Consider the following 26,523-nt stretch of genomic DNA (forward strand, 5'->3'; position numbering starts at 1 on the left):
GTGACGCGCGCACCTGGACGCTTCGAACTCGTTCGCAACTGCCAAGCGGGTCCGCCATTTCGCAAGGCGCCGCGTACTACTCTTCCTTGGAAACGCTGTGCGCGCTCGCGCTGAACGTTTCGGCATTGTCCGGCGAGGCAAAACCCCCGCAGTTCACGAGCACGAGCTGGTAGAGAACCAGAGGCGGAACACACGGCACCTCGGTCAGGAAAACCGGCTGCACGAACATTGTGAAACCCGTTTCGGGATTTTCGTCTTGTGACACCGGGTGCGCGCACTCACCAGGTTCGAGTTGCGCGGCGTCGAAGACGATTTCGCAGGGATAGCGCGCGCACGTGCGGTCTTCCAGGATGCGCAAGAGTTCTTCCACCCGATGTACGGTCCGGATTTCTCGCGAATCTACTCGCCATTCGTCGCCAGGGGCACGTTGAGGGATCGCTTGAAATCGTCAGCCGTGAGTTGCTTCGACATCGGTGGCGGGCGCGCTTGTTCGCGCGATCCGGTGTTTGGTTTTCATTACGGCTTCAGGCTTTGCAGATACTTGATGAGATCCGCCAGTTCGCCCTCGGTGATCTTGTCGCCCCAGCCCGGCATGTAGAGGGGCGGCTTGGGACCTTTCTCGTCCAGTTGTGCGGTCGTCGGTATGCCTTCAGTGATGTAGGACTCCAGAAAAACATCGGAGACATCCTTCGAGCCGGTGAGTGGCGGGACGTGCTGGTTCGCCTTGGCGGCATTGGGATTCGGCACGCCGCCTTCGCCGTTCGACCCGTGACAGCCGCCACAGCCGTATTTCCGATACACGGCTTTGCCGCGTTCAACGGGCGAGGCCTGCGTCGGCACGCGCATGAACCCGACGAGGTTGGTTTCCGTCAGCGACACCAGAAAGGAAGTCAGCGCCCGGATTTCCGGCTCCGCAAAATTAAATTTCGGCATCACGGTTCCAGGCGTGACGGCCGCCGGATCGCGAAAATGTTTCACAATCCAGTCGCTGCCACGTCGCTTCGCGGCTTCATCCAGGGCGGGGCCGACTTTGCCGCCATTGCCTCCAACCGAATGGCAGCCGATGCAGCCTTTCTGTTCGAACAGCCGCAGGCCAAGTTCAGGCCCGGGGATCGTCTTCATCGAAACGTAATATTCCGTGAGCGGCTCGCCCGTCTGGCCGAGCATGAAGAGGGTGAGCGCCTCGATCTCCGCCTCGCTGCGCTTCAACGGCGGCATGCCGGAGCCGGGCACGATTTCCCCTGGCGTCTTGAAATGTTGGGCCAGCCATTCCGGACTGCGTTTGGCGCCGACTTTGTCCAACTCGGGACCGATGTTTCCGCCGAAGCCGCCGAGTTTATGGCAGCCAATGCAACCTTGTTCGTCGAACACGGCGCGGCCCCGGGTCAGGACATTTTCCCGGGGCAGGTCTGCCGCAGAATGACACTTGGCGCATGAGGCCTCGATGTATTTCATGGGCAGCATCGGATGCTCCCAATGCTTGATGTGGCCGTGCGCGGCCTCGCGGTCCGTCGCCCGTCCCTGGCCTTGATGGCAGATGGTGCAACCGAATTTCTCGACCGGATGTTGCGAATGATTGGGGTGATAACCCAGCGGTTGTTGATAGCCGGCATAGCTCGGATCTTCGACGGCCAGATGACAAGTAATGCAACGATCCACGCGTTGCAGTCCCGGCAAGACAACCTGCTTGATTTCGATCGGCAGGGCGCGGGCCAGTTCCTTTTGTTCGGGCGTGGTGGCGCGGTTGAGTTCCTGCGCAATGAATTTCTGCTGCCAGCGTTTCCATTCCCGGTATTCGTCGTTGTAGTAGCCCGCCAACACCAATCCGCCGACGGCGAGTCCGAGTAGCGCAAACCACGGATAAAGTTTTCGCAAAGAGTCCATAGTTCAGTGAGGGGTGAGAGCCGACGCAGCCCACGGCCAAACCCAGCCCCAGTTCGGCCCGCGGAAATAAGTGCCGATGACGGTGAAGACCACTGCGGCCACGACGCAAATCGTGAAGATCGTGACCGCCACGCGTCGCTCGCGCGCAAACCAGACGCCGATCCCCGCTCGTTTGCGGTCGAGATAGGGCAGGGCGACGAGCGCCACGAGCAGCAGCGCCGGCACCGCCACGCCTCCCCAGAACGCCGAGTAAGCCACAAGTTCCTGCAACCCGAGAAAATACCAAGGCGCCTTTGCTGGATTCGGCGGATGCGTCGCATTCGCGAACTCCTCGAGCGGTGCATTCCAGAACACGCTCAGGAACATGACCACGACCATCGTGGCCAGGAACAAGAGAAGTTCGCGAAACACCAGGTGCGGCCAGGCCGGCAATTCCTCCTCGGGCTTGAGACCCACGGCAGGCGATGTGCCGCGCGCGAGTTCCATCAGTCCGTAGGTCTTGCTCGTGGAAAGCTGGCCGGTTTCCGACTGTTGCACGAGCACGTCGGGTTCGCCGGGCCGCGAGAGTCCGCCGTCCTTGCGCACCCGCCAGAGGTGCAGGGCGATCATAAACACCACGACGGCGGGAAGCAGGATGACGTGCAGCACGTAAAAGCGGAGCAGCGCCGATTCGCCGACGATATTTCCGCCCAGCAGAACGAACTGAATCTTCTTCCCGATGATTGGCGCGTAGCCGGCGATGTTCGTTCCGACCGTGATCGCCCAGAAGGCCAGTTGGTCCCACGGCAGCAGATAGCCGGTGAAGGAAAGGCCCAGCGTCATGACGAACAAGCCGACACCAACGGTCCAGTTGAATTCGCGCGGCGGCTTGTAACCCCCGGTATAAAACACGCGGCACATGTGCAGGAACACGCAGAGCACCATCAGGTGCGCGGACCACCGGTGCATGTTGCGCGCGATCATTCCCGCCGACACCACAAATTCCAGGTCCTTCATGTTGTTGTACGCGTGCTCCGGACTCGGGACGTAGAAGAACATCAGCGCCACGCCGGTGATGCACAGAATCAAAAAGAGGTAGAGCGAAATCAGGCCCAAGCCCAGGGTGTAGGAAAACTTGAGCGAGTGCCGGTGCACCTTGGCCGGGTGCAGGTGGAGCAGGAAACTCGAAACCATCGCCTGCATCCGGCCCAGATTGCTCTCCGGCAAACCAACGCGAAAGATGGATTGGCCGACGCGCGTGTTGAGGAATTTTTTCCAGAGTTGTATCTGCATTGGCATTGCCCTTAGGTGTGTTGTTTGAAAGCCCGCATGGTGGCGCACAAGGCCAACTCGTGGCCCGTACGGGCGTTGCGGCCTTTGGCCAGTACCTCGATCCGCTCGAATCCAATTTTCTTCATCGCTGCCACGAAATCGGACTCAGGCAACGCTCCGCCGATGCATCGAAACCAGTCCTTTACGCTCTTACGGACTTCCTCGGGCAGCGCTCTCTTCAACACTATCTCGGCGAAGACAGTGCGCCCGCCAGGCTTGAGCACGCGGAAGACCTCGCGCATCACCGGCTCTTTAAGTGGCGAGAGATTATAGATGCCGTTGCTGGCTACGATTTCCACCGAGGCGTCAGGCAATGGGATGTTGTCCGAGTGGCCCACTAGAATCTCGACGTTGGCTACGCCGAGCGTGCGCAGGTTCTCGCGCGCCTTGGCGGCCATCGCCTCGGCGATGTCCACGCCGTAGCACCGGCCCGTCGGTCCGACTGCGCGCGCGTACAGGTAGAGATCAAGCCCCGCGCCGCAGCCGAGATCGAGCAACGTTTCGCCGGGCTTGGCGTCCACAAATGGCTGCGGGTTGCCCGCGCCCGTGAACGATTCCCATATCGAGGCAGGTAGTTGATCGAGCAACAGTTTCGGGTAGCCGACGCTTTCCGCGAACGTGCGTCCAACGGGAAAGTTGAACTCCGCGTCCGGCGTCGTCGCCACCAACGAGTATTTTTCCCGCACCGCCGCCTTGATCTCGTTGGAGGTCATTTCCGAAAGTGGCTTCTGCTTGGCGGAACTGATCATTTCACCTTTTCTTGGAAAAACTTTGTCACACGGTCAATCTCCGTGTCGGTCGTCCCCTGGCCCAGGCTGAACCGCACCGCGCCTAGGCTGAGGCGCTCGGGCACGCCCATCGCCTTGAGCACGGGCGAGAGTAGGTGCGTGCCGGCGTGGCAGGCCGAACCCGTCGAGGCCGCGACCTGACCCAGCGCGTCCAACACTTCGCTGCCGATGCGGCCCTCGAAACTCACATTGAGTGTGTTCGGCAGCCGCTCGCTGGGATGACCGTTCAGGTGCAGGTGGTCGCTGTACAGCCTCTGCAAGTCGTTGTGAAGATGGTCGCGCAACTCGGTCAGGCGCGCGCGGCGCTCGTCCAGTTCCTTTCCAGCAAGTGCGCACGCTTTGCCGAGCGCGACGATGGACGGCACGTTCTCCGTGCCCGCGCGTCGGCCCGACTCGTGTTCCGCGCCGTGAATCAGCGGCTCGAATTTCACTCCGCGCCGCACGTAAAGCGCACCGACGCCTTTGGGCGCATACAGTTTGTGGCCCGCGACGGTGAGCAAATCCACGTTCAGATCGTCCACGCGCGTCGGGATTTTGCCCACCGATTGCGCCGCGTCGGTGTGAACCAGCACGCCGCGCGCCCGGCCGATTTGCCCGATCGCCGCGATAGGTTCGACCGTGCCGACCTCGTTGTTGGCGTGCATGATGGTGATGAGAATCGTCTGCGGCGTGACCGCGGCTTCCACATCGGGTACGCGGACCATGGCGAAGCGATCAACGGGCAGATACGTCACCCTGAATCCGTTACGCTCCAGAAACCGCAGAGGGTTGAGCACAGCGGGATGTTCGACCTGCGAGGTGATGAGGTGGTTGCCTTTCGCGCGAAGCGAGTACGCCACACCTTTGATGGCCATGTTGTTCGATTCGCTGCCGCCGCTGGTGAACACGACCTCGTCAGGCTGGCAGCCCAGGAGGCCGGCCACTTCGCCGCGCGCTTTCTCCACTGCCGCCTTGGCCGTTTGCCCCAATGCGTGCGCGCTCGACGGATTGCCGAACTGCTCCTCGACGAACGGCCACATCTCCTCCGCCACGCGCGGGTCAACGGGCGTCGTTGCGTTGTAATCAAGATAAATCGGGCGATTCATTCTATTGCTTAAACGACCAGTTATTTATCGGGCCTGACTGGCCGACGCGCGTTCCGGCAAACGTCTGCCAAATCTGCTTGAGTGATTTCATGCTTTGATGACGAGGTTCTTGTCGTGGGTCACGGCCAGGTCCATGTCAATCACCAGACGCCCGTCCTTGCTCATGGTCACCGAAAACCAAGTCAACCCGCGCGGCGAGGGGCCGCTGACCACGGCGCCGTTGTTGTCAAAGTGGCTGCCGTGACACGGACAGAGAAAGGGAAGCTTGCCGGGGACGGCGTTCACCGTGCAACCGAGATGGGGACAAATGCCGCTCATGGCGCGATAGGTGTTTCCTTTGCGCACGACGAACAGACGCACCTCCTCAATGAAGGTGGCGGTGTCATCCGGATAGTCTGTTGGCCGGCCGGCTTTGAAACGGCGGCTCGGCTCATACAAAACATTCGGCACCAGCGAGCGCACCGTGGCAAAGCCGCTCGCGGCCAGCGCAAACAACGAAGCCAGCCAGCCGAAGCTCAACCAGATGAAACTGCGCCGGCTGGAACCGTTGGCGGGTTGCGGTGCGCGGGTCGAGGCGGGCGTGGCGGTGGGAGAATGGCCTTTGTTCATAGCTCAGGCGAGTTGCAGTCGTTCAACGCGTTCCATGGTAATGGCGTGAGTTGGGCAGCGGGCGGCGCAGAGACCGCAGCGGATGCAGGCGGTTTCGTCCTTGATGATCGCCGCGGCCATGCCGCTGGTCGGCGGGCTTCCGTAGCGCGCGGTGATGGCGGCGGTCAGCGTTGCGTCGCCCTTCATGTTGGTCACGTCCACAATCCGCAGGCAGGATTCGGGGCAGACATCCACACAGCCGCCGCACAGCACGCAAAGGTCGCCGTCAAAAACCGGGCCGACGTGGCACTTCAAACAACGATTGGCCTGCGTCCACGCCTCGGGCTGCGGAAAGGCGTTCTCGACTTCGGCGATGCCGACGCGCCGTTCAATCGCGATGGCGGGCGGTTCGCGACGCGGCAGCCGCTCGTAACCGGGAAACATCCGGTGCGCGTTGTAGATGGTCGTGCGGACGGTCGTGGATTCGGTCGGCGGCTTGCCGGTCAAAAACGTGGCGATGGACCGCGCCGCACGGCGGCCTTCGGCCACGGCGGTGATGATGATGCGCGGCCCGAAAGCAAGATCGCCACCGGCGAACACGTCGGGCCGCGAAGTGGCCAAGGTCTGCGGATCGGCTTCAATCGTGCCGCGGCCAGTAGTCTTGAGATTGTCTTCGGGGCGCACCCAGGACAGGTCCGCCGACTGGCCGATGGCGAGAACGACCCCGTCGGCGGGGACCGTTTCCTCCGTGCCTTCCAGGAACGTGGGATTGAAACGCCGGTTCTGATCGAAGACGGAGGCGACTTTGATCAACTCGATTCCAGAAACCTTTCCGTCCTTGCCCAGAATGCGTTTCGGTCCCCAGCGCGTGTGGAGTTTCACGCCTTCCTCGACGGCCTCATCAATCTCGGCTTTCGTCGCGGGCATCTCCTCCAAACTTTCGAGGCAATACATGTGGACTTCGCGCACCCCGGCGCGCAACGCCTGCCGGGCCACGTCGAGCGCCACTTTCAAGTCCTCCGGGCCTTCCTTTTCTCCCCGGGTGAGTTGATCGAGGGTGGTCGTGGCTTCCTTCAGAATCTTGCGCATCGCTTCCGGACTCATGTCGTCAATCTCTCCGGCTTGCCGCACGACCGAACGCGCGACATCGAAGGCCACATTGCCGCCGCCGATCACGACCACCTTGCCGTGTAGATTGATCTGGTAGCCGAGATTGATGTTGAGCAGATAATCAATCGCGCGGAACGTGCCGTCCAGGTCCACGCCTTCGATGTTCAACTCGCGGCTCTTGTGCGCGCCGATGCCGAGGAAGATCGCCTCGAAGCCATCCTGCTTGAGACTGGTCAGCGAGAAGTCGCGGCCCAGCCGGCTGTTCAACTTGATCTCGACTCCGAGATTGACGATCACCTGGATCTCGGCCTGGATGATTTCGCGCGGCAAACGGTATTGCGGAATCCCCAGCGTCAACATCCCGCCCGCCATGTTCTGCGCCTCGAAGACCGTCGCCTTGAATCCCATCAAGGCGAGATCGTGCGCGCAGCCCAAGCCCGCCGGCCCGGCCCCGATCACGGCAACTCTGCGACCGTTGCCCAACTTGGCGCGCTCAGTGCGTTGGGCGGTGGGATAAACCTTGTCGAGATCGAAGTGTCCCGAGTCCACCCCGTGCTGCTCGCACACGAATCGTTTCAGCGCGCGGATGGCGACGGCGGCGTCAATGTCTTTGCGCCGGCATTTCGCCTCGCACGGCGCCGCACACACGCGCCCACAGATGGAGGCGAAGGGATTCGGCCTGCGGGCGATGACGTAGGCGTCTTCGTGCCGGCCCTCGGCGATTGCTTGAACGTAACCGCCGGCATCCGTCTGAACCGGACAACCCGTGCGACAGAGCACCTGTCGCTCAAAATAGCCAACATCCGGAACCGTGACGTTGTAAGACTGTGGCATTTAGAGGAAAGGTACTCCCGATCGAGACCAGCGTGCCAGAATTTTGTTTCAGTCACTGGGCACTACTTCTTAAAGGAGCGGACCAGTTTCACGAGGGCGTTGATCTCATCGTCGGTCACTTTCTCCGCCGGTTTCATTTTGATCTTACCCTCCTGGTCCTTGACGCCTTCCTTGATGGTCTTGAACATCTGCTCATCCGTGAATTTTTCTTGCAGCTTCGGATCGGTGAAGTTGGCCGCACCCATTTTTTTCCCTGCCTTGGTGTCCCCTTTGCCGTCAGGGCCATGGCACGATACGCATTGCTTGGTGAAGATTTCTTTGGCCTCGGCGGCGCGAGCGGCCAATGCGGTTGCCGCCAGGGCGGCGACGATGAGCACGAGTATTTTTTTCATAGCAGTGTTTCTATCAACCAGGGTTGGAGTGGATCTTGGAAACCATCGTCCGCAACGTCGAAGCGCCTGCTTCCCGAATGGGTCGCTGCCGACTCTTTGATCGCTGCGCGATTCATAACTGCGGCAACATTGACTTCCCGTGAGCGCGCCGGCTCACCAAAGATTGGCGAACTGTTGACATTTTTTGGCTTTCATCCGGCATACGAAGAGCCCTACGAACGTGGTTTGTTCGGGACGACTCGACGCCAAGCGGTTCGCAGATTTTCGCCGGATTCCATCAGCGGAAGAGCAAGGTGGAATGCGCGTGGCAGCTACGCGCAGTCGCCATTGCCCAGCGCGTCCGCCATCTCGCAGAGCGCCCGATAGTATTCATCCTTGGAGAGGCCCAGCACCGTGGCCCCGAATGTCTCGGCGTCGTCCGGCGAAGCAAAGTCACCGTAGTTCACCAACACGAGCTGGTAGAGAACCAGGTAAGGCACTTGCGGAAGCTGCGTCATGAAGATGGGGTGAACGAACATCGTAAAGCCGTCTTCCGGACGTTCGCCTTTCGCGATCGGATGCGCCAGTTCACCCTCCTTCAACGGTCCGGCATCGAAGACGATTTCGCACGGGTAACGCACGCACGCGCGGTCTTCCACGATCCGCAGCAACTCTTTCCAGCCGATGTGCGGACCGTATTTCGCACGAATCTCGTCGGCTTTGCTGGCGACGTGCGCGTTCAACGATTGCCGTCCGTCTTCAATCGTAAGCGGTTTCGACATGGGATTTGTGCGAAGACTGCGCTTCAACCAGCGACCGCAACTGAGCATCCGTGTCTTGCAGCCCGGCCCCCGGCTCGTTGGCTTGCGAGATCTCGCCTTGCAAGATCGGCACAGCCACGCGGAGCAACACCGTGTAGCACAGCAGTCCGAACGCCCAGATGCCAAGGCAAATCAGCGTCTCATTCAGCGAGGGCGTGTATTCCACCATTTCGCCGAGGGGCGTGGGAACGAAACCGGGGATGACCAGGCCCATGCCCTTCTCGATCCAGATGCCCACAATGGCCAGCACACAGGCGACATCGAGGAACTTCAGACTGCGGCTGACCGGCAGGAGGAGCAACACCATCGCGGTCAAGTTGCACGCGATCGCCGTCCAGATCCACGGGTTCAACGCGTGATACCCGTGCAGACCGAAGAAGAGGTATTTGGCCGAGGCGCCGTGCAGGCTCTCGGTGTAGAACTCTTTGAAGACCTCGGTGAACAACAGAAAAACGTTGATGACCATGGAAACCTGCACGATGCCGCGCAAGGTGAGGAGCGCGCGGTCCGTGATCACCACCCGCCGGGCCATGCCGGACTTGATCAGCGAGTGCATCTTGTGGTCGCGCATGAGCCGGCGCAGAGACGTTGGCGGCAAGCGCAAGAGTTGGACCGGGCCGTCGGTGATCGCGGTGGCGGCGCGGGGGGCGCCCGTAAGCGCGGCGATTTCACCGAAAAGTCCGCCGGCGTTGAGGATTTTCACAATGCGGTAATTCTCACCCTCCTGCCGGCGCATGAGCACCCGTCCACTCAGGATGAAGAAGCTGTTCGTTTGTGTGTCGCCCTCGTGCGTCACGACGGCGCCGGCTGGCACTTCAAACACGCGCGCTCCGACCAGACATTCGTGGCGGATTTCCTTCGAAACGTTCCGCAGGGCCGGCAGATGCACGGCCAGGGTATCCAGATCCTCAAGGCCGGCGGCCCGGCCGGACCCCAGGTCGGTGGCCATCCGCTCCAAACCCATCGCGCCTGGACTTCGGTAAGAGGTGACCCGACGAATAACTTGCAGCGCCAGGATGATCAGCGCCGGACCGGCGGTGAACGCCGAAGCCAGAAACCGCGGCGCCACGATGGCGGAGTTCCAAAATGGCCGCCCCCCCAAACCGACATAGAGAAAGGCTGTGACCGTGTGAATGGAGACGGCCCAGACAATGCCAATGAAAACAAACGGGATGTAAAACCATTTGCTGGGATGTTTGCCCCGGTAACGACTGTGGAGCATGTAACCGCAGATATACACGTTCAAAACCAGATACCCATTCAGCACGATCACGTCCCAACTGAGCATCGAACCGGGAAAATTGAATTTTCCGATCCCAGGCAGCAAATGCCAGAAACGGTCGGGCCGGCCCAAATCCACCGTCACAAAGGCCAGACACATGAGGATCGCCGCCACCGCCAGGAGTTCGCCAAAGATGACCAGTTCTTCCAGTTCCTCATTCTTGTAGATGTAAACCGGGATCACGAGCATCACGGCCGCGGCGGCGACACCGACCAGGAAGGTGAAGTTGGCGATGTAAACGCCCCAGGATACCTGATCGCTCATGCCGGTGACCACCAGCCCGTGGACGAACTGCTTGGCGTAGGCATTCAGCCCGAGCAGGCACACCACGCCGAGCACGCCCACCCAAAGGTAGTAGCGCCAGTCACCGACGAGCGCGATGCGCGCACAGCGGCTGAGGAAGGTGAGGTAGCTCGTAACAGCTCGCATCAGATCTCGAAGTAGTAGTAGAAGCGCGGCAAGGTGCCGATCTCCTCCTTCAGGACGAAGACGCGCTTGTCTTTCAGGATGTGCGAGACCTCACTGGCCGGGTCGAGGATATTGCCGAACTTGCGCGCGCCCGCGGGACAAACCTCCACACACGCCGGATACCGCCCGGCCCGCGTGCGTTGGATGCAGAAATGGCATTTCTCCATCACGCCCTGTTTGCGCGGCCGATTGCCCAGATACGACATGTCGAGATTGAGTCGCTCCTTCGGGATCGAAGGCTTCGTCCAATTGAACCGGCGCGCCCAGTACGGGCAGGCGGCTTCGCAGTACCGACAGCCGATGCACCAATTGTAATCAATCACCGTGATGCCGTCGCCGTCCTGCCAAGTGGCCTTGACCGGGCAGACTTTGACGCACGGCGGATTCTTGCACTGGTGGCATTGCACCGGCATGTAATAAAAACCTGGTTCCGGTACGGATTCCGGCGCGTAATTGTGTTCGGCCCTTTCCGTGTCGAAGGTGCCGTTGGGCATCTTGAGGACGCGGATGTACTGAATCTCTGGGGTGCGCGACTGGTTGTTTTCCGCCACGCAGGCATGGACGCATTTGCGGCAACCGATGCAGCGTGTCAGGTTGAGGCAATAGACGAACTCGACGCCGTTCATCGGCTTGTAATCTTTAACGTGGGGGCGCAGACCGTATTGCTTCTCGACTTCGTTCTCGATGCGCTTGAGGACCTTCGCCATTTCCTCCGGAGTCAGTTCCGTATAGTGTTTTTGCAGGAACTCATCCACGGACGTAAAGTTATTCAACTCCCGCAGCGGCGCCAAAGCGGCCACGGCCGCCAGTCCCGAAGCCGCCGCGACGGTGGCGCGAAGAAAACTGCGCCGATTCATACCATTCCCCTTCGAGGGGTCTGACCACGCCCACGCCGGGCCTTGTTTGGAAGCAGGATCGTTCATATCAGTGACTCTCGCCCTGTGGGATACGCGCCGCCGGTACTGAGACGGATGCTGGAGGCTTTATCCCACGGGGCGAGTGTTGCGGGTTGGGCGGAACCGCCGCCGGACGGAGCGGATGCGGGCCGGGGGCCGGTGGGCGCGACGCAAAAATGGGCGCGTGTGGATGGTGACACGAAACGCAGTCCAACCGGGTGAACGGCCCCAGTGCGCGATCCCAATAACCGCTCATCCGGCCATGCACGCCTAATTCCCAATCGCGGTAGGTCGGCCCGTGACAACTGGCACAGAGCCGCGTGCTCTCCTCGATTTTCAATTTGTGCCCGTCCTTGGTCATCAATTCCTCGCGATTTAGCGGGTTGTGGCAGTTGAAGCAATTGTTGTTGCGGTCGTTTCGCCCGTGATGCATCACGAGATCGTCGTGTTCCTTGGGCAGGATGACTTGACCCTTGGCGTCGAACTTCAAGGTGACCGGCTTGTTCAACTCGTGGCACGTGTTGCATTCCAGACCCGAAGTGTCGCCCCCGGTCTGTTTCAGCTCCGCCGCCGAAACCCGCGTGGGCGCCGGATTGGTGAACGCGGGGTCCACCAACGGGATAGCCGGCAGCGCAGCCGGCCGCCCCCACAAATCCCGTTGGAACGCAGCGGCCAGCGCGAGGAACAGAACGGCCGAGGCGATCAGCACAGCGGCGGTTTTGGTGTCGGCATTCATACTCTGCTGCCCTCAACATGACCGGACGCCGAGCCTTCCGCTAAACAAGGGTTGTCCAGAGCTTCGCATTTTTTGCTCACTTCTTCACAAAATCGGGCTTGCCCATTCGTGATCCTTCTCGTCCGCATCCTCGTCCCTGGTCATCGAAAAAGCCCCGACCATCAAGCACGAGGACGAGGACGAAGGCGATTCGTCTTGGATAACGAGGATGATGGCTATGCTCAGGGTATTGCAAGCAGCTTACGACTTCTTCAGAAACGGCGAGAACAGATCAATGGGTATCGGCAAGAACGTCGTCGTGTTATGCTCGCTGGAAATCTCCCGCATGGTTTGCAGAAAGCGCAATTGCAGCGCAATCGGCTGCTGGCTCATCATCGCGGCGGCCTGGACCATCTTCTCAGCGGCCTGAAATTCGCCTTCCGCATTGACGATCTTGGCGCGCCGTTCCCGTTCCGCTTCGGCCTGCGTGGCCATCGCGCGCTTCATGCTTTCTGGCAGTGCGACATCCCGAACTTCGACCGCCGTGACTTTCACGCCCCACGGGTCGGTCTGCCGGTCAATGATTTCCTGCAACGTGTGGTTGATCTTGTCCCGGTGGGATAACAGCTCGTCCAGATCGGCCCCGCCCAGCACGCTCCGCAGCGTCGTCTGCGCAATCAGCGAGGTCGCCTTCAGATAGTTCTCCACCTTGATGACCGCCGCCACCGGGTCCACGACGCGAAAGTAAACCACTGCGTCCACCGTGGCCGGCACATTGTCGCGCGTCATGATTTCTTGTTTATCGACATCAATCGTGACGACGCGCAGGTCCATGCGCACCATCCGGTCAACGAAGGGATACAGGAAGATCAGCCCGGGGCCTTTTGCGCGCAGCAACTTGCCGAGTCGAAAAATGACGCCGCGCTGGTATTCGCGCAAAACGCGGAAGGTTTGGGGGAGGATTACCACGGCCACGATCACGACCGCCACCAGCCAGGTGGCGACGCTGAGGAGTTTGGATAACGAGTCCATATAGTTTGCTCTGCTGGTTGATTGTTATTTGGTTTAGTTCGATTCTGGATTTGAGATCGCCATCAGTTGCATCGGTGACGTTTGGTCCATTCAAGCCCTCGGCGCTTCGGCGCTTGCCGGTGGCAGAGTTTCGCCGGACCCAACGGCGACCTTGTTCGGATTCACGCGTTCATTTCAGGCACAATTTGTTGTCCGCCGCAAAAATCGGCTATCCATAGATTGGCAAACTCTTCGCATCTTTTGCTCCAAGTGATTCAACAGATGATGAGTGTCGAAGGTGCGTCATCTGGTGTGCACCGCTCCGGGCTGTCCGTAATCTTCACCTTGTGCCCGTCGCGAGTCTGCAACAACGCGAGGTTCGTTTCGTCATGGCAATTGAAACAGTTGCTGTTCCGTTGGTGCCGGCCGTGGCCCATAACGAGATCTTCGTGTTCCTTTGGCAGCACGATGTTGTTCTCGGCATCGAAGGTGAGTTTGGGCGGCTTGCTTTTTTTCGTGGCAGGCGTGGCAATCGAGGCCCGAAGTATCGCCACCAGTGGAATGAGTGGCGATGGGGCGGAGTGACCCAGAGGTTCAAGAGAAAAGCTGTTGTCAGCGCAAGAAACGCCCCCGTCACTCCGCCCAGCACCCATGATTGTTTCAAGTCGCGCTTCATCAAGTCGCGCTTCATCTTCTGGCAGGATGCCAACCGGACCGGGCAGGGTGGGCTAAACCTCGGTTGTCAAATACCTGGCATATCTTCCTGTGGGTCTGACAGCACAAGGCCGTCCTCCTTGTAGCCGCGTTGACAGGCCAGAGGAAGATCGCAAAGTAATTCGGGGTTGTCGTATTTGAACGATTAATTCCGCCGGACCCGTCCCGGTTTCCGACTGCGATTATTTCTTGAACGACCTGACATGAGTCACCAGCGCCTTGATCTCCTCGTCAGTGAGCTTGCCGGCAAAGGCCTTCATTTTCTCCTTACCGCTTTGGTCCTTCATTCCCTCTTTGATCTGCTTGAACATTTGCTCATCGGTAAAGGACGCTTGATAGGTCGCATCAGTCAGGTCCTTGACTTCAGCTTTTTTGCCGGCTTTTGTTTCGCCTTTACCGTCCTTGCCGTGACAGGCAGCGCAGTTTTTGGTCCAGTTCTCCTGGACGTCGGCGGCACAGGCGAGGCCCGCGATAAGACTAATCAAGGAAACCAAGGGTGATGCTTTCATTTTCATTTTCATAATTTCGGTGGAGTTATACTTTCATTACTGGAATTTAGACATCGATGACCGTCCCGGAATTCATTCATTCGTGGCATTCTTGAGATTGGCTTCAAGTTCAAGTGGCTTTGTTCCGGCCTATTGCTCGGTTTCACAACGTAAACTGCATTCTCGGAAGGGAATGACAGAATTTCTGGATTCCCTCGAACTTGGTCTCAAAGAACTGCCATCGGCGACAGGTCCGGCTAGGCTGAATCAGAAGTAAAGAACACGCCAAAAAACCGTCAAGCTCTGAATCTTTTTAAGACGGAGGTGTGGAACTCTTTCGTGTTTATCATCCCAAGTCGCGCTTCGCTCTTGCGGTGGACGGTGATTCCTAATCGTTGATGCCGCCATGCGGAATGGCCATCGGGTGAGCCAGGATTTCGGCCAGCACTGGCGTGACCGACTGCGCGCGACTGGCAATGTCCTCCAGAGAGCCGTTCGACATCCGGGACGGAAAGGCCGACCAATGCAACAAGTACTCCATCCCCGCTTCTTGCGCCGCTGTCTGCAAATATCGATCGACCGGCGATTCTCCACGATCCAGTGTGGTCGTCGCACCGAGCAGACCAATCAAGAGGCGATCCGGCTTTGCGGATTGACCCAGCGTCATGTGCATCCAGGCCTTGACCACGTCGGGCAAGGCATCGTCGGCATGCGCCGCTACCATCACGATGTCAGCTTCCGCCGCAGCGTGACTGGCAGCTTCGGACCACTCCGGTCGCTGAAGTCGGTCAAACTGCCACCATGACGCGTTGAAGACGCAATCCGGCGCGAACTGATCGATAAGGTCGTTGTAAATGCGCAATGACCGCCTGGCCATGACAACGTCGGCAAAAAGCACCACGATATTGAGGGGAGGGGCAGATTCCGGGAAGACCTCTTCTTCCGTCGGGGGCGGTGGCAATAGCAGCAAACGACTCATTAATCCTCCAATTTGTTTGGGGAAATATGTCGCATAAGTAAGTTCAAAATAGCGGCGCGGGAAATTGCCGCTCCACGATTCTTGGCAAAGATTGGGCGTTTCTTGTTGGGGTTGGGAATGCTCTCCTGAGCAGCAACAGCCTCGGGATTCTGCCAGCGGTCGCTGTGTCAAGGAGACGGGCTGACCTTGGCTACCACAACGGTCAGATCGTCCAATTGTGGCCGGCCTTGCGAAAAATTGCGCACGGCCCCAAACAGAGCTTCTAAAATCTCGCGGGCGGATTCTTTCGCGTGGTCGCGGGCCACCTCAAAAATCCTTTGCCGGCCAAAGAAGTCATTTTCAGGCGAGAGCGACTCCTCAATTCCGTCGGTCACGAGCACCACAATGTCTCCCGCCAACAATCGAATCGGCGGCGCCGCGATGTAAGGTCCGCCGGGCTGGAGTCCCAAGGGGACGCCGGTGCGCTGGAGCAAGGCTTTTGGTTTTCCCGAGGCATCGAGCACGTAGCCGTTGGGATGACCGGCGCTGGCGTAAACCAAGGATTGCGAGAGGGGATCCAGCTTGGCCAGGATCAATGTGACATAGTGCTCGCAATCCACGTCGTCGGCCAGAAGTCGATTTGCCCGCGTCAGGATTTCACCCACGTCTGTGTCGTTCATTGTCAGCGTGCGCAAATAAGCGCGGGTTTCCGCCATCAGGAGCGCGGGACCAACGCCATGTCCGGTCACGTCGGCAACGACCACTCCAAGCCCGCCATCGGCCAGGGGCAGATAATCAAAATAATCGCCCCCCGTGGCTTCCGCCGGGTACGACCCTCCCGCAAGGTCGAAGGGGCCGAATTGCGGCGCTGCTTTGGGGAAAAGCCGTTGCTGGATTTCGCGCGCCACGCGGAATTGTTCCTTGTTCTCGCGTAACTCAGCTTCAGCGCGCGTCCGTTTACGCCGGGCCACCGCCTCCCGCAGCTCCCGCTCGACCGCCGGAACGAGGCGATTCAAGTTATTTTTCATGATGTAATCCTGCGCGCCGTTTTTCATGGCAGCGACCGCGACTTCCTCACCGATGGTGCCGGATACGATGATGAAGGGCACATCGAGTCCCTTTTTCTTTAGCAACTCCAGCGCGGCCAGCGCGTTAAACTGCGGCATGGAAAAATCGGCGACCACGATGTCCCAAGTTTGCTGGTCGAGGGCGGCGCTCATGGTGGCGGGCGTATCGACTCTTTGAAACATTGGATCAAACGCGCCGCGCCGAAGCTCATACACCAGTAACAAGGTGTCATATTCGGAGTCTTCGACGACCAGGACGCGAATAGGTTTGTTCATGCGGAGTTCAGTATTTGACGCGTTGCCGGATTCAGCACCAGGCAACAGAGCCTCGATACTTGGATTGTGCCAGTGTGAATTTCCCGATGTCCATCAATTTATTAATGTAGCCCTTGATGCCGGACTTGTGACTGGCACGTAGCGCATCCTCCTTTCGAGGCAAGGCGTGAATAAAGCTGCAACCGCTCATCGGCCAAACGACCGATCGATAGGAAAGCGACTCGAAATTGGATTGGTTGCTCACGTTCATCTAACAGCCCTTCAACAACGTCGAAGCACGACGGCAACCGCCAGCGGCAAAAGGTGGATTTTGGAAATCGGAAACTCCTGCCCGACTGTCATTCTCCCGGCTACGCTTACAACGGGCGGCTTAACTTCGTTCAACAATCGGAGGAGATGGAGCGCAAACAAACTTGCCTTGCGAAGCCTTCTGCCTAAGATGCGGGACAACTTGGCGCGGCGGGAAGTCCGGTCGCAGACAATTTTGCGCATGATCCGGTCATTTGCTTTTACAACTCAGGGCCGTCTCCACAGCGAAAACATCGAAAGGTTTCTGATGCCGACACTGTTGGCGGACACGAACCTTTTTCTTTGGGTGGATTTGGAGGATCCCAAGGCCGAAGAAACCAAATTTGTCCTCGAAGACGTGTTTCACTTTCATCCGCTGTCGATTGAGGACTGTGTGACGGCCAGTCCCTCGCCCAAGGTGGAGGAATATACGCCGAAGGAGGAGGACAAGTTCTCGCCCTATCTATTCATGGTGATTCACGCGGTCGATTACAGTCGCAAGGACGGCGTGTTTGCGACGAGTGAGTTGAACTTTTTTCTCGGTAAGAATTTTCTCGTGACTTATCACGACGTGCCGCTGCGCAGCATTCAGTCCGCCGAGGAACGCTGCATGAAAGGCACGATACACATCGCGCGCGCGCCGGACCGCGTGGCCCACACGTTGCTGGACGGTCTCGTGGACAACTACAAGCCGGCGCTGGAGGAACTCTCTTTGGAGATCGCCGAACTGGAACAGCAAGCCCTGCAATACCCAACCAAGGAGACGCTCAACAAAATCTTGCAGGTGAAAAAAGAGGTCTTGCACCTGCGCCAGATCATCGGGCCGCAGCGGGAAGTGCTGGCGCGCTTCGCCAAAGGCGAGTTCAAGCTGATCCGCGCGCATCTGGTCCCGTATTACCGCAATGTATATGATGCCCTCTTCCACATTTCCGAGCTGGCGCAGAATTAAACCGACTCGCTCACCGGTATCCTTCAGGTTTATCTGAACATGTCGTCGAATCAAACCGGCGAGGTTGTAAAGTTGCTGACCATGATCACGGTGATTACCACGCCATTGATGATGGTGGGTACGTGGTACGGGATGAATTTCAAGAACATGCCGGAGTTGGACCAGCCTCTCGGTTACACGGTGGCCGTCGTGGTCACGATTGTCTCCACGCTGGTGACCTACTGGTATTTCAAAAAGAAAGAATGGTTTTGATGCCGATTTCAAATGAAGATTTCGAAACTCAAGATGTGGCCGCCGACGCATCACCATGGTTCATCGTGTTTCAATTCTGCAGTTCTAATCTATAATTTTTAATTCCCGTGGCTTCGACGAAATCCAGTTTTCTCGACAAGGTGCTGGGCCGGATCGGTCAGCTTGACGCCGAAGGGTTGCAAACCGTGGTGCAACGGCTGGCACGCGAACGCGGTTTCCTCGAGACGCTCTTCAACACCATTGAAGACGGAGTGCTGGTCGTGGATGAAATGGGTCGCGTCATTTATTTCAATCAAGCTGTGACTCGTCTGCTTGGTCTGCAGGCCAATGCCGCTGAGGGCAAATTGATTGCTCATCTTCTTCCAGAGTTGGACTGGCAGAAACTTTCCGAGCTGGACAAAGCAGGCGGGCAGCGGGTCGTCCGCCACGAATTCGAAGTGAGTTACCCGCGTCCCCGCTTCCTGCGTCTTTACGCCGCGCCGCTTGATGGCGACGCCAGCGGCAGTTCCGGCCTGGCGCTGATTTTGCACGACGCCACCGAAGCGCGCCAAAAAACTTTTGAGGCCATCGAGAGTGAACGCGTCCAAGCGTTGACCCTGCTGGCGGCCAGCGTGGCGCATGAAATCGGAAATCCCTTGAACGCCCTCCACATTCATCTGCAACTCATGGAGCGACAGCTCAAGAAACTCAAATCCGTGTCGGCCTCGCCCCGTGGAGTACCGCCCCAAACTCCGCGGGGCGAGCGCGAACCCGCAACGGAAAATGAAGCGGGAGAGATTGCCGGCAAACTGGAACAATATCTCACCGTAGCGAAGGGCGAAATTGCCCGGCTGGATTACATTGTTACACAATTTTTGCAGGCGATCCGGCCCACGCCGCCACAATTAAAATTGACTTCGTTGAATGACGTGACCCGGGAAACGCTCAAACTGCTGCAACCGGAATTGAACAACCGCGCGCTGACGGTGAAAGAAAAACTGGCGGGTCGGTTGCCGGCCACCTTGATTGATCCCGGACAGATCAAACAGGTGCTCGTCAACCTGATCAAGAACGCCATGCAGGCCATGACCAAGGGCGGTACGCTCACCGTGCAGACTGGCGAAGGCGGCGACGGCGTCTGGATCAGCGTGGCCGATACCGGCGGCGGCATTCCGCAGGAGCAACTCAACCGCATCTTTGAACCCTTTTATACCACCAAGAAAAAAGGCTCCGGTCTGGGATTGATGATTGTTCAGCGGATTGTGCGCGCGCATGGGGGCAAGATCGACCTCGAAAGCCACGTGGGCAAGGGCACTATCTTCCGCATCTGGCTGCCGTTGCACGAGCGACCACCGCGTTTGCTGGAGGCGCGATTGCATGATTAAGGCGAGATCAATTTTCCCTCGACTTTCTGCGACATGAGAAAGGGACTGCTACTTTCTGCGGCCTGGACGCTGTTTGGGATTGCTGCTTTGTCACTCTTCTTGGGGTATTGGCCGATCTTGTCCAGCGACCTTGATGTACCTAGAGGCGACGGCTTGGAAGCCCGTTCAGAACTTGGAGATAAACTATTATTAACCGTGTTCTATACCGTCGTGGCAGCAATGGTTACTACTATCGGAACACTTTTAAGGAAATCCGCGCGTAAGAATCTGACATGATTCGAGGCATCAAATTTCAAAACAAAGCGTGATTAAACCAACTTTACTCATTGTCGATGACGAGAAGCCGACGCGCGATGGACTGCGGACCGCGTTGGAAGATCGTTTTGATGTGTATGTGGCCGAAGACGCCAGCGCCGCCATGAATCTGCTGGAGCAGGAAAACTTTGACGTGCTCTTGACGGATTTCCGATTGCCCACGGAAGACGGGATGAAATTGATTGCGCGGGCCAAGTCCCTCAGCAAACCGCCCGTTTGCATCCTGATGACGGCTTATGGTTCGGAGGAACTGGCGGTGGACGCCATGAAACACGGCGCCGACGATTACATCGCCAAGGGCCGGATGCAAATTGATGAACTGGAGATGCGGATTGCCCGCGCCTTGCGCCAGCAAAATCTGGAAGTCGAAAACGTCAGTCTGCGGCAACAGCTCGACACCAAGTTCGGCCTCGAAAGCATCATCGGCGAATCGCCGGCAATGAAGGAAGTTTTCGACATGGTTCAGCAAGTGGCCCCGACGCGGGCCACGGTGTTGCTCCAGGGCGAAAGCGGCACGGGAAAGGAATTGATCGCCAAGGCGATACACCAACTCAGTCCGCGCGCCCGTCAACCGATGGTGTCCGTCCATTGCGCGGCGCTTTCACCGACGCTGCTGGAGAGCGAGTTGTTCGGGCACGAAAAGGGCGCCTTCACGGGCGCGCATGAGCGGCGAATGGGCCGGTTCGAACAGGCGCAGGGCGGCACGCTATTTCTCGACGAGATCGGAGAGATCGACGCCACGATTCAAATCAAGCTACTCCGCTTTCTGGGCGAGCGAACCTTCGAGCGCGTCGGCTCCAACAAGACCCTGACGGCAGACGTGCGCTTGATCACTGCCACGAACAAGAATCTGGAGGAACTGGTGAAGGCGGGAACTTTCCGCGAGGACTTGTTCTTCCGGTTGCGCGTGGTGGAAGTCTGGCTGCCGCCCTTGCGCGAACGCACCGGCGACATCCCGCTGCTGGCGCAAAGTTTCCTGCGCGAGTTCGCAAAGGAAAATGGCAAAACGGTGAACGATTTCACGTTGGAGGCGCTCGAAGCCATCATGCATTATCAATGGCCGGGCAATGTGCGCGAGCTCCGCACGGCCATCGAGCATGCGGTTGTGCTGAGTCGCGGCGAACGCATCGCCGCGCGTGATCTGCCGCCTTCGGTGCGCCATCAAGGCAGCGCACCGGTGGACTCCGACGCGCAACGTTTGTTCACGCAACGGGACTTGACGGTCAAGGAGGCGGAAAAGCAGTTGATCATCCGCGCGTTGAAAGAAGCGAACGGAAACCGCACGGCGGCGGCGGCCAAGATCGGCATGAGCCGGCGCACGTTGCATCGCAAGTTACACGCCTATCATCTGGAAGGATTCTAAACATGGCGGATGTACAGGAATGGATTCATAAACTGGAGCAGGGCACCGGCACCCGCTACCTGAAACACCTTGCGCTCTTCCTCACGCTGTTGACGCTGACCGCGAGTTACAATTGGCGGGCGTACAGAAACATGGCCACCGAAGAGGCGATGGATTCAGCGCAACTGGCGCGCAACCTGGCGGAGGGCAAAGGCTACACCACGCTGTTCATCCGCCCGTTAAGCATCTACCTGTTGCAAAAAGCGAGCGCCAAACCGGCAGCGGCCTTGACGCCGGGCACCGCGCAGCTCGACGGCCTGCACCCGGATCTCGCCAATCCGCCCGCCTATCCGCTCGTGCTGGCCGGTTTGATGAAAATTCTCCCGTTTCATTTTGAGATCAGCATGGGGAAATCTTTTTGGAACGAGAACCAAAAGTTCTGGTGGTATCAACCGGATTTCTTCATCAGCCTCTTCAATCAAGCTCTGTTCTTTCTCTGCATCCTGCTGGTTTTTTTTCTGGCCCGCCGGCTGTTCGACGCGACGGTGGCCTGGCTCTCGGCCACCGTGTTCCTGCTCACGGAAACTTTCTGGCGGTTCAGCGCATCCGGGCTTTCCACAATGTTGCTGTTGCTGATTTTTTTGGGTTTGGTTTGGTGTCTGGCGCTGCTGGAGCAGGGAGCGCGGGAGGGGACACGCAGCGAACGGGCTTTGGTGACGCTGGCCGCGCTGGCGGGTGCTTTGGTGGGTGTTGGCGCATTGACCCGTTACTCGTTCGGCTGGCTTATGATCCCGGTTTTTGTGTTTCTGTTGTCGTTCTTTGGCCAGCGCCGGGTGGTGCTGTGTCTAGCCGCCACGGGTGCCTTCCTGGTTTTCATGGCGCCGTGGGTGGTTCGTAATTACCAGGTCAGCGGCACATCCTTCGGCACCGCCGGTTATGCGGCGGTTGAAGCCACGTCAGCTTTTCCGGGAAATCGTCTGGAGCGCGCATTGAATCCGGATTTCAGACAGGTTGGCTTTTACGACTTCTGGTACAAGTTCCTGTCGAACACCCGGCAGATCATCCAGAGCGACATTCCGAAAATCGGGGGCAGTTGGGTGACGGCTTTCTTCCTGGTCGGTTTGCTGGTGGGATTCCTGAGCCCAACCATCAGCCGGTTGCGATACTTCTTGATGTTCTCCCTGGCTGTCCTCGTGGTGGTGCAGGCGTTAGGGCGGACGCATTTATCGGACGACTCACCGGAGATCAATTCCGAAAACCTGCTGGTCCTGCTGGCGCCGCTGGTGTTCATGTACGCGGTGAGCATGTTCTTGTTGTTGCTGGGGCGGATCAATTTTCCCGTGCCGCAGGCGCGTTATCTCGTGATCGGTCTGTTCCTGGCGGTGGCCGGAATGCCGCTGATCTTTGCCCTCTTGCCGCCCCGCGCGCATCCCATGGCTTATCCGCCGTATTTCCCTCCGGTGATTCAGAACTCCGCGCGCTGGATGAAGGAATCCGAATTGATGATGAGCGACATTCCGTGGGCGGTGGCGTGGTACGGCAAACGTCAGTGCATCTGGGTCACGTTGAATGCGCAGGAAGAATTCTTCGCCATCAACGACTATCAGAAACCCATCAAGGCGCTCTACCTCACACCCAAGTCGCTGGATGCCCGTTTTCTGACGGATTGGATGCGGGCCGATGAGCATAGCTGGGGACGTTTCATCATGGAATGCCTGTCGCCGCGCCATGAAGTGCCGCCCTCGTTCCCGCTGCGAAAAGCGCCCTTGGGTTTCCTGCCCGAACAAATGTTCCTGACCGATTCAGAGCGTTGGGTGGCGACACCACGCCAGGGGTCAGTCCCGCATATTCAACAGTAGGGGGGATTGACAAAGAGCGGCGCCGAGGCAAGCTCCACTTCATGGCTCGCAAACTTCGGGTGGAATATCCCGGCGCCATTTATCATGTCCTCAATCGTGGCGACCGCCGGGAACCCATCTTCCGGGACGACACCGACCGCCGGCTGTTTCTGGAGACCCTCGGCCAAACCTGCGCCAGGACCGGATGGCAAATCCACGCCTGGTGTCTGATGGGACATCATTTTCATTTGGTGCTGGAAACCCCGCAGGGCAACCTCGTGGCGGGCATGAAATGGTTTCTGGGCACATACACTTCGCGGTTCAATCGCCGCCACAAGCTTTTCGGCCATCTGTTTAGTGGACGTTACAAAGCGCTGATCGTGGACGGCAGCGGCAACGGCTATCTGCGCACAGTTTGCGATTACGTGCATCTGAACCCCGTGCGGGCGAAACTCATCAAGCCGGAGCAATCCCTGCGCGCGTATCCCTGGAGCAGTTATGCGGAATACCTCAAACCGCCGCCGCAACGTCCCGCCTGGCTGCGCGTGGAGCGCTTGCTGGGCGAGCTGCGCATCCCCAAAGACAACCCTGCCGGGCGCAAGCAATTCCAGCGGCTGATGGAAGAGCGCCGGCAAGGCGACGAGCCGGAGGATTGGAAGGCGTTGCGACGAGGCTGGTGTTTGGGCGAGGAACGATTTCGCAAGGAACTCCTCGAACAGATGGGTGAAAGAATGGGCGCGCATCACGGCGGGGCCGAGCGGAACGAAACAGCCAGGGCCAAAGCCGAACGCATCGTGGTGGAGGAAATGGCTCGCCGCAAATGGAACAGAGCCGAATTGGAGGCACGCCGCAAAGCCGACGCGGAGAAGATCATGATTGCGCGGCGACTGCGCACTGAGACGACGATGACGTGGGCCTGGATAGGCGAGCGCCTGGCGATGGGCACAGCGGGCTACACCGCAGCGTGTCTGTGCGAGACTTAATGGTTGAATAAATATGCGGATCTGCGGGACTGACCCGTTTACCGTGACCAACACGTATTACAATCGGATGCGGACGAACCTGAGTCTGGCCCAGCCGACCGGCAGTTGGACCAATCAGTTTGGCTACGATGCCGCGAAACGACTGACGAATGTCACGTCGCCCGCCGGCACATTTTCCTATTCTTTCTCTCAACCCTCAACTCTCATCCAAAAACTGCTCCTGCCCAACACGAGTTACATCACCAACACCTACGACAGCATGGCGCGACTGACGGGCACGTATTTGAAAACGAGCGGCAACGTGCTGACGAACAAGCACGAATACACTTACAACGTCGGCAACCAGCGCACGCAGCAGACCTTCATGGACGCCGCCACGTATGGTTACACCTACGACAAGATCGGCCAGTTGACGAATGCGGACAGCTCGTTGGCGGCGCAGGATCGCAAGTATGTTTATGATGAGGCGTGGAACTTGAATTATCGGACGAACAACACGACGCTGAACACGTTCCTGGTGGATGTTAAGAACCAGTTGACCAACGCGACGCCGATGGGCGGACAAACGTACGATGACAACGGCAACTTGACTTACGCCGACGGCTCTTTCCAAGGCTACGCGTACGACGACGAGAATCAATTGCAGAATTGGTATCATTATGACGGCGGCTACAACGGCAACGGGGAGCCGACAGACTCCAAGGACAAGCGGACGGAGTTCGTTTACGATGGCAAAGGCCGCTTGCGCAAGCGGGTGGAGTACAATGTCACTGGTTCGGCTTGGGCAGTTTCAACTGAGACGCGCTACATTTATGACGGGATGCGGGTGATTCAGGAGCGCAACAGCGGCAACACGCCGACGGTAGCTTACACGCGGGGTACTGATTTGAGCGGGAGCTTGGAAGGCGCGGGCGGGATTGGCGGATTGCTGGGCCGTGCGAACGGTAGTTCCGGAAATTTGACAAATCACAATGTTTACTTTGCGGACGGAAACGGGAACGTGACGTACATGCTGAACAGTTCGCAGAGCAAAGTGGCGGAGTATCGTTTCGATCCATTTGGGAATTTGATTTCGTCCGGCGGCACGCTCGCCGCAGCGAACGTGTATCGTTTTTCGAGCAAGGAAATCCACGTCAACAGCGGGTTGTATTACTACGGCGAACGGTTCTATCCTCCGAATTTGCAAAGGTGGTTGAATAGAGATCCGTTGTCAGAATTGGGCCATGAGGCGCTGAGACAGAGAAGTTCGGGTGAGATTGGGACTTCTGCGAATGAGTACGCCTTTCTTCATAACTCACCCAGTTCCCGTATTGACGCCTTTGGCCTTTCCGACGATAACGATGCTAAACCTTTCATAGATTTGCTCAAATTCCTGAAGAAGGTCTATGATAACATGCCAAACAACCCGAAGAAATGCCTGAGTCCCTGCTCGTCAGTCATCAGCGGACGGGCAATTTGCGATTGCATCTGGGGCCATCTGCAAACAATGAAACAGTCCCCTGCGCAAGCCGACAACGAGATGGATGCAATAGCAAAGTGTATTTGTCTTGCCGGGGATGCTGAATGTTGGAAGAATTGGAAAAAGACGGTCAAAGACATATTTTACCCAGTTCCAAAGGAGAAAAAATGAACCCTACGTCGCGCTTGGTTAGGACGTTCGCATGGACCATGGTCCTATGTGCGGCAGGATGCACAGGGGATCGAAACTTCACTGGTTTTTTGGCCAATGAAATTGGTTGCCTCCACGGAACGACGAATGATGTGGCATGGACTAGCGAATTGCGTGGGGATTGGAACGTGAAGCGAGACAATCTTGGTTCTGCGATTGACACAAAGGGAATTGGATTTGAAGCCTTGACGAACCTTCTAACGTCCGCGTATGGCGAGCCCCAATTTTATTGCCCAGCCAATGACCGGCATGGCCCGACCTTCGTTTACCCACCAAGCAAGGTTGGCCTTTGTATCTTCGTCAGCGCAACAGCTAGAGGCGCTGAAGTCACTCTGACCAAGACACCTCCAACGTCCTCGGAAAATAAATGAGCGGTACCTGACTCGCCTTGCCCTCGAACTTGAACTGTACGCGCCAACCATCGCATCGGTGGTGCCGAAGAATTTGGACGCTGGGGCAGCTTCTCGATTATGAACGCTTCTGAAAATGAAGCAAAGCTCAATCGAGTGGGGGCAGGCCGTTGCCAGCCCGCCCCCCTCTAAGAACCGTACGTGAAAGTTTCCCTTCATACGGCTCAAGCCTCTCTAACCGGTGCGCCTTGATGCGGGCACGCGGCGGCAAACTGCAACCAATGTGATACGATTCGAGTTTGCGGTGGGCTTTGGGGCGTCAGTGCGTTTCCCTCCCCGTGACGCAGTCGCCATCCGAATCGGCGGCGGAGAAATTTCCAAAAGTTGTGGATGGCGGGGGGTGGAGGGCATCCCAAGGGTAAATGTGTTTACGCTGCTATTGCCTTGGGGTTGAGTTCGACACCATCGACGAACTTCACTCCCGCGATCACGCGATCCAGTAACTC

General features: G+C 58.2%; 25 protein-coding genes. 8 read left to right on the plus strand and 17 right to left on the minus strand.

Features of this window, described 5'->3' with window-relative positions; genetic code table 11:
• Positions 1-76: 76 nt before the first annotated feature.
• The 17 genes from HY298_06065 to HY298_06145 form a co-directional block, all read right to left on the minus strand.
• Positions 77-370, minus strand: coding sequence for a hypothetical protein (locus tag HY298_06065; GenBank protein ID MBI3849841.1), 294 nt, complete (start codon positions 368-370; stop codon positions 77-79).
• Positions 371-516: 146 nt separating this feature from the next.
• Positions 517-1,884, minus strand: coding sequence for a c-type cytochrome (locus HY298_06070; protein ID MBI3849842.1), 1,368 nt, complete (start codon positions 1,882-1,884; stop codon positions 517-519).
• A gap of 3 nt (positions 1,885-1,887) precedes the next feature.
• On the minus strand, positions 1,888-3,162 hold the full coding sequence (locus HY298_06075; GenBank protein MBI3849843.1) for a cytochrome b N-terminal domain-containing protein: 1,275 nt from the start codon (positions 3,160-3,162) through the stop codon (positions 1,888-1,890).
• A gap of 5 nt (positions 3,163-3,167) precedes the next feature.
• Complete coding sequence (locus HY298_06080) at positions 3,168-3,944, minus strand: methyltransferase domain-containing protein (GenBank protein MBI3849844.1); 777 nt, start codon at positions 3,942-3,944, stop codon at positions 3,168-3,170.
• Positions 3,941-5,068, minus strand: coding sequence for a cysteine desulfurase (locus HY298_06085; GenBank protein ID MBI3849845.1), 1,128 nt, complete (start codon positions 5,066-5,068; stop codon positions 3,941-3,943). The genes HY298_06080 and HY298_06085 overlap by 4 nt, the downstream gene beginning before the upstream one ends.
• An 87-nt stretch (positions 5,069-5,155) precedes the next feature.
• A complete protein-coding gene (locus tag HY298_06090) occupies positions 5,156-5,677 on the minus strand; it encodes a Rieske 2Fe-2S domain-containing protein (GenBank protein MBI3849846.1) in 522 nt (173 codons plus the stop codon).
• Between the two features lie 3 nt (positions 5,678-5,680).
• On the minus strand, positions 5,681-7,600 hold the full coding sequence (locus tag HY298_06095) for an FAD-dependent oxidoreductase (protein MBI3849847.1): 1,920 nt from the start codon (positions 7,598-7,600) through the stop codon (positions 5,681-5,683).
• A 62-nt stretch (positions 7,601-7,662) separates the two neighbouring features.
• Positions 7,663-7,992, minus strand: coding sequence for a cytochrome c (locus tag HY298_06100; GenBank protein MBI3849848.1), 330 nt, complete (start codon positions 7,990-7,992; stop codon positions 7,663-7,665).
• Positions 7,993-8,303: 311 nt separating this feature from the next.
• Entirely contained in the window at positions 8,304-8,753 is a 450-nt protein-coding gene (locus tag HY298_06105; GenBank protein ID MBI3849849.1) for a hypothetical protein, read from the minus strand.
• Entirely contained in the window at positions 8,731-10,503 is a 1,773-nt protein-coding gene (gene nrfD, locus HY298_06110) for a polysulfide reductase NrfD (GenBank protein ID MBI3849850.1), read from the minus strand. Before nrfD ends, HY298_06105 begins: the two co-directional genes overlap by 23 nt.
• Entirely contained in the window at positions 10,503-11,399 is an 897-nt protein-coding gene (locus HY298_06115) for a 4Fe-4S dicluster domain-containing protein (protein ID MBI3849851.1), read from the minus strand. Before HY298_06115 ends, nrfD begins: the two co-directional genes overlap by 1 nt.
• 67 nt (positions 11,400-11,466) lie before the next feature.
• Positions 11,467-12,174 (minus strand): hypothetical protein, encoded by a 708-nt coding sequence (locus HY298_06120; protein MBI3849852.1) that lies wholly within the window; start codon positions 12,172-12,174, stop codon positions 11,467-11,469.
• A gap of 240 nt (positions 12,175-12,414) precedes the next feature.
• Positions 12,415-13,185: a slipin family protein gene (locus HY298_06125; GenBank protein MBI3849853.1), complete on the minus strand. Its 771-nt coding sequence runs from the start codon at positions 13,183-13,185 to the stop codon at positions 12,415-12,417.
• 254 nt (positions 13,186-13,439) lie between these two features.
• Positions 13,440-13,718: a hypothetical protein gene (locus tag HY298_06130; GenBank protein MBI3849854.1), complete on the minus strand. Its 279-nt coding sequence runs from the start codon at positions 13,716-13,718 to the stop codon at positions 13,440-13,442.
• Positions 13,719-14,060: 342 nt separating this feature from the next.
• Entirely contained in the window at positions 14,061-14,399 is a 339-nt protein-coding gene (locus HY298_06135; protein MBI3849855.1) for a cytochrome c, read from the minus strand.
• Between the two features lie 355 nt (positions 14,400-14,754).
• Entirely contained in the window at positions 14,755-15,345 is a 591-nt protein-coding gene (locus tag HY298_06140; GenBank protein ID MBI3849856.1) for a hypothetical protein, read from the minus strand.
• Between the two features lie 167 nt (positions 15,346-15,512).
• Positions 15,513-16,667, minus strand: coding sequence for a SpoIIE family protein phosphatase (locus HY298_06145; protein ID MBI3849857.1), 1,155 nt, complete (start codon positions 16,665-16,667; stop codon positions 15,513-15,515).
• Positions 16,668-17,223: 556 nt separating this feature from the next.
• Here HY298_06145 and HY298_06150 point away from each other — a divergent pair.
• From HY298_06150 to HY298_06185, 8 genes are all read left to right on the plus strand, one after another.
• On the plus strand, positions 17,224-17,904 hold the full coding sequence (locus HY298_06150; GenBank protein MBI3849858.1) for a magnesium transporter CorA family protein: 681 nt from the start codon (positions 17,224-17,226) through the stop codon (positions 17,902-17,904).
• A 39-nt stretch (positions 17,905-17,943) separates the two neighbouring features.
• A complete protein-coding gene (locus HY298_06155; protein ID MBI3849859.1) occupies positions 17,944-18,156 on the plus strand; it encodes a hypothetical protein in 213 nt (70 codons plus the stop codon).
• A 107-nt stretch (positions 18,157-18,263) separates the two neighbouring features.
• Positions 18,264-19,520 (plus strand): PAS domain S-box protein, encoded by a 1,257-nt coding sequence (locus HY298_06160; GenBank protein ID MBI3849860.1) that lies wholly within the window; start codon positions 18,264-18,266, stop codon positions 19,518-19,520.
• Between the two features lie 33 nt (positions 19,521-19,553).
• Positions 19,554-19,796 carry a hypothetical protein gene (locus tag HY298_06165; GenBank protein MBI3849861.1) on the plus strand — a complete coding sequence of 81 codons (243 nt, stop codon included), beginning with the start codon at positions 19,554-19,556 and terminating at the stop codon, positions 19,794-19,796.
• Positions 19,797-19,827: 31 nt separating this feature from the next.
• Positions 19,828-21,198 carry a sigma-54-dependent Fis family transcriptional regulator gene (locus HY298_06170; protein MBI3849862.1) on the plus strand — a complete coding sequence of 457 codons (1,371 nt, stop codon included), beginning with the start codon at positions 19,828-19,830 and terminating at the stop codon, positions 21,196-21,198.
• Positions 21,199-21,200: 2 nt separating this feature from the next.
• Entirely contained in the window at positions 21,201-23,036 is a 1,836-nt protein-coding gene (locus HY298_06175; protein ID MBI3849863.1) for a glycosyltransferase family 39 protein, read from the plus strand.
• A gap of 41 nt (positions 23,037-23,077) precedes the next feature.
• The gene (locus HY298_06180; protein MBI3849864.1) at positions 23,078-23,998 is read left to right on the plus strand and encodes a transposase; all 921 of its coding nucleotides are present in this window, start codon (positions 23,078-23,080) and stop codon (positions 23,996-23,998) included.
• Positions 23,999-24,011: 13 nt separating this feature from the next.
• The gene (locus HY298_06185; protein MBI3849865.1) at positions 24,012-25,628 is read left to right on the plus strand and encodes an RHS repeat-associated core domain-containing protein; all 1,617 of its coding nucleotides are present in this window, start codon (positions 24,012-24,014) and stop codon (positions 25,626-25,628) included.
• Positions 25,629-26,523: the final 895 nt, after the last annotated feature.

The organism is Verrucomicrobiota bacterium (assembly GCA_016200005.1).
In the GTDB taxonomy this organism is placed as follows: Bacteria; Verrucomicrobiota; Verrucomicrobiia; order Limisphaerales; family PALSA-1396; genus PALSA-1396.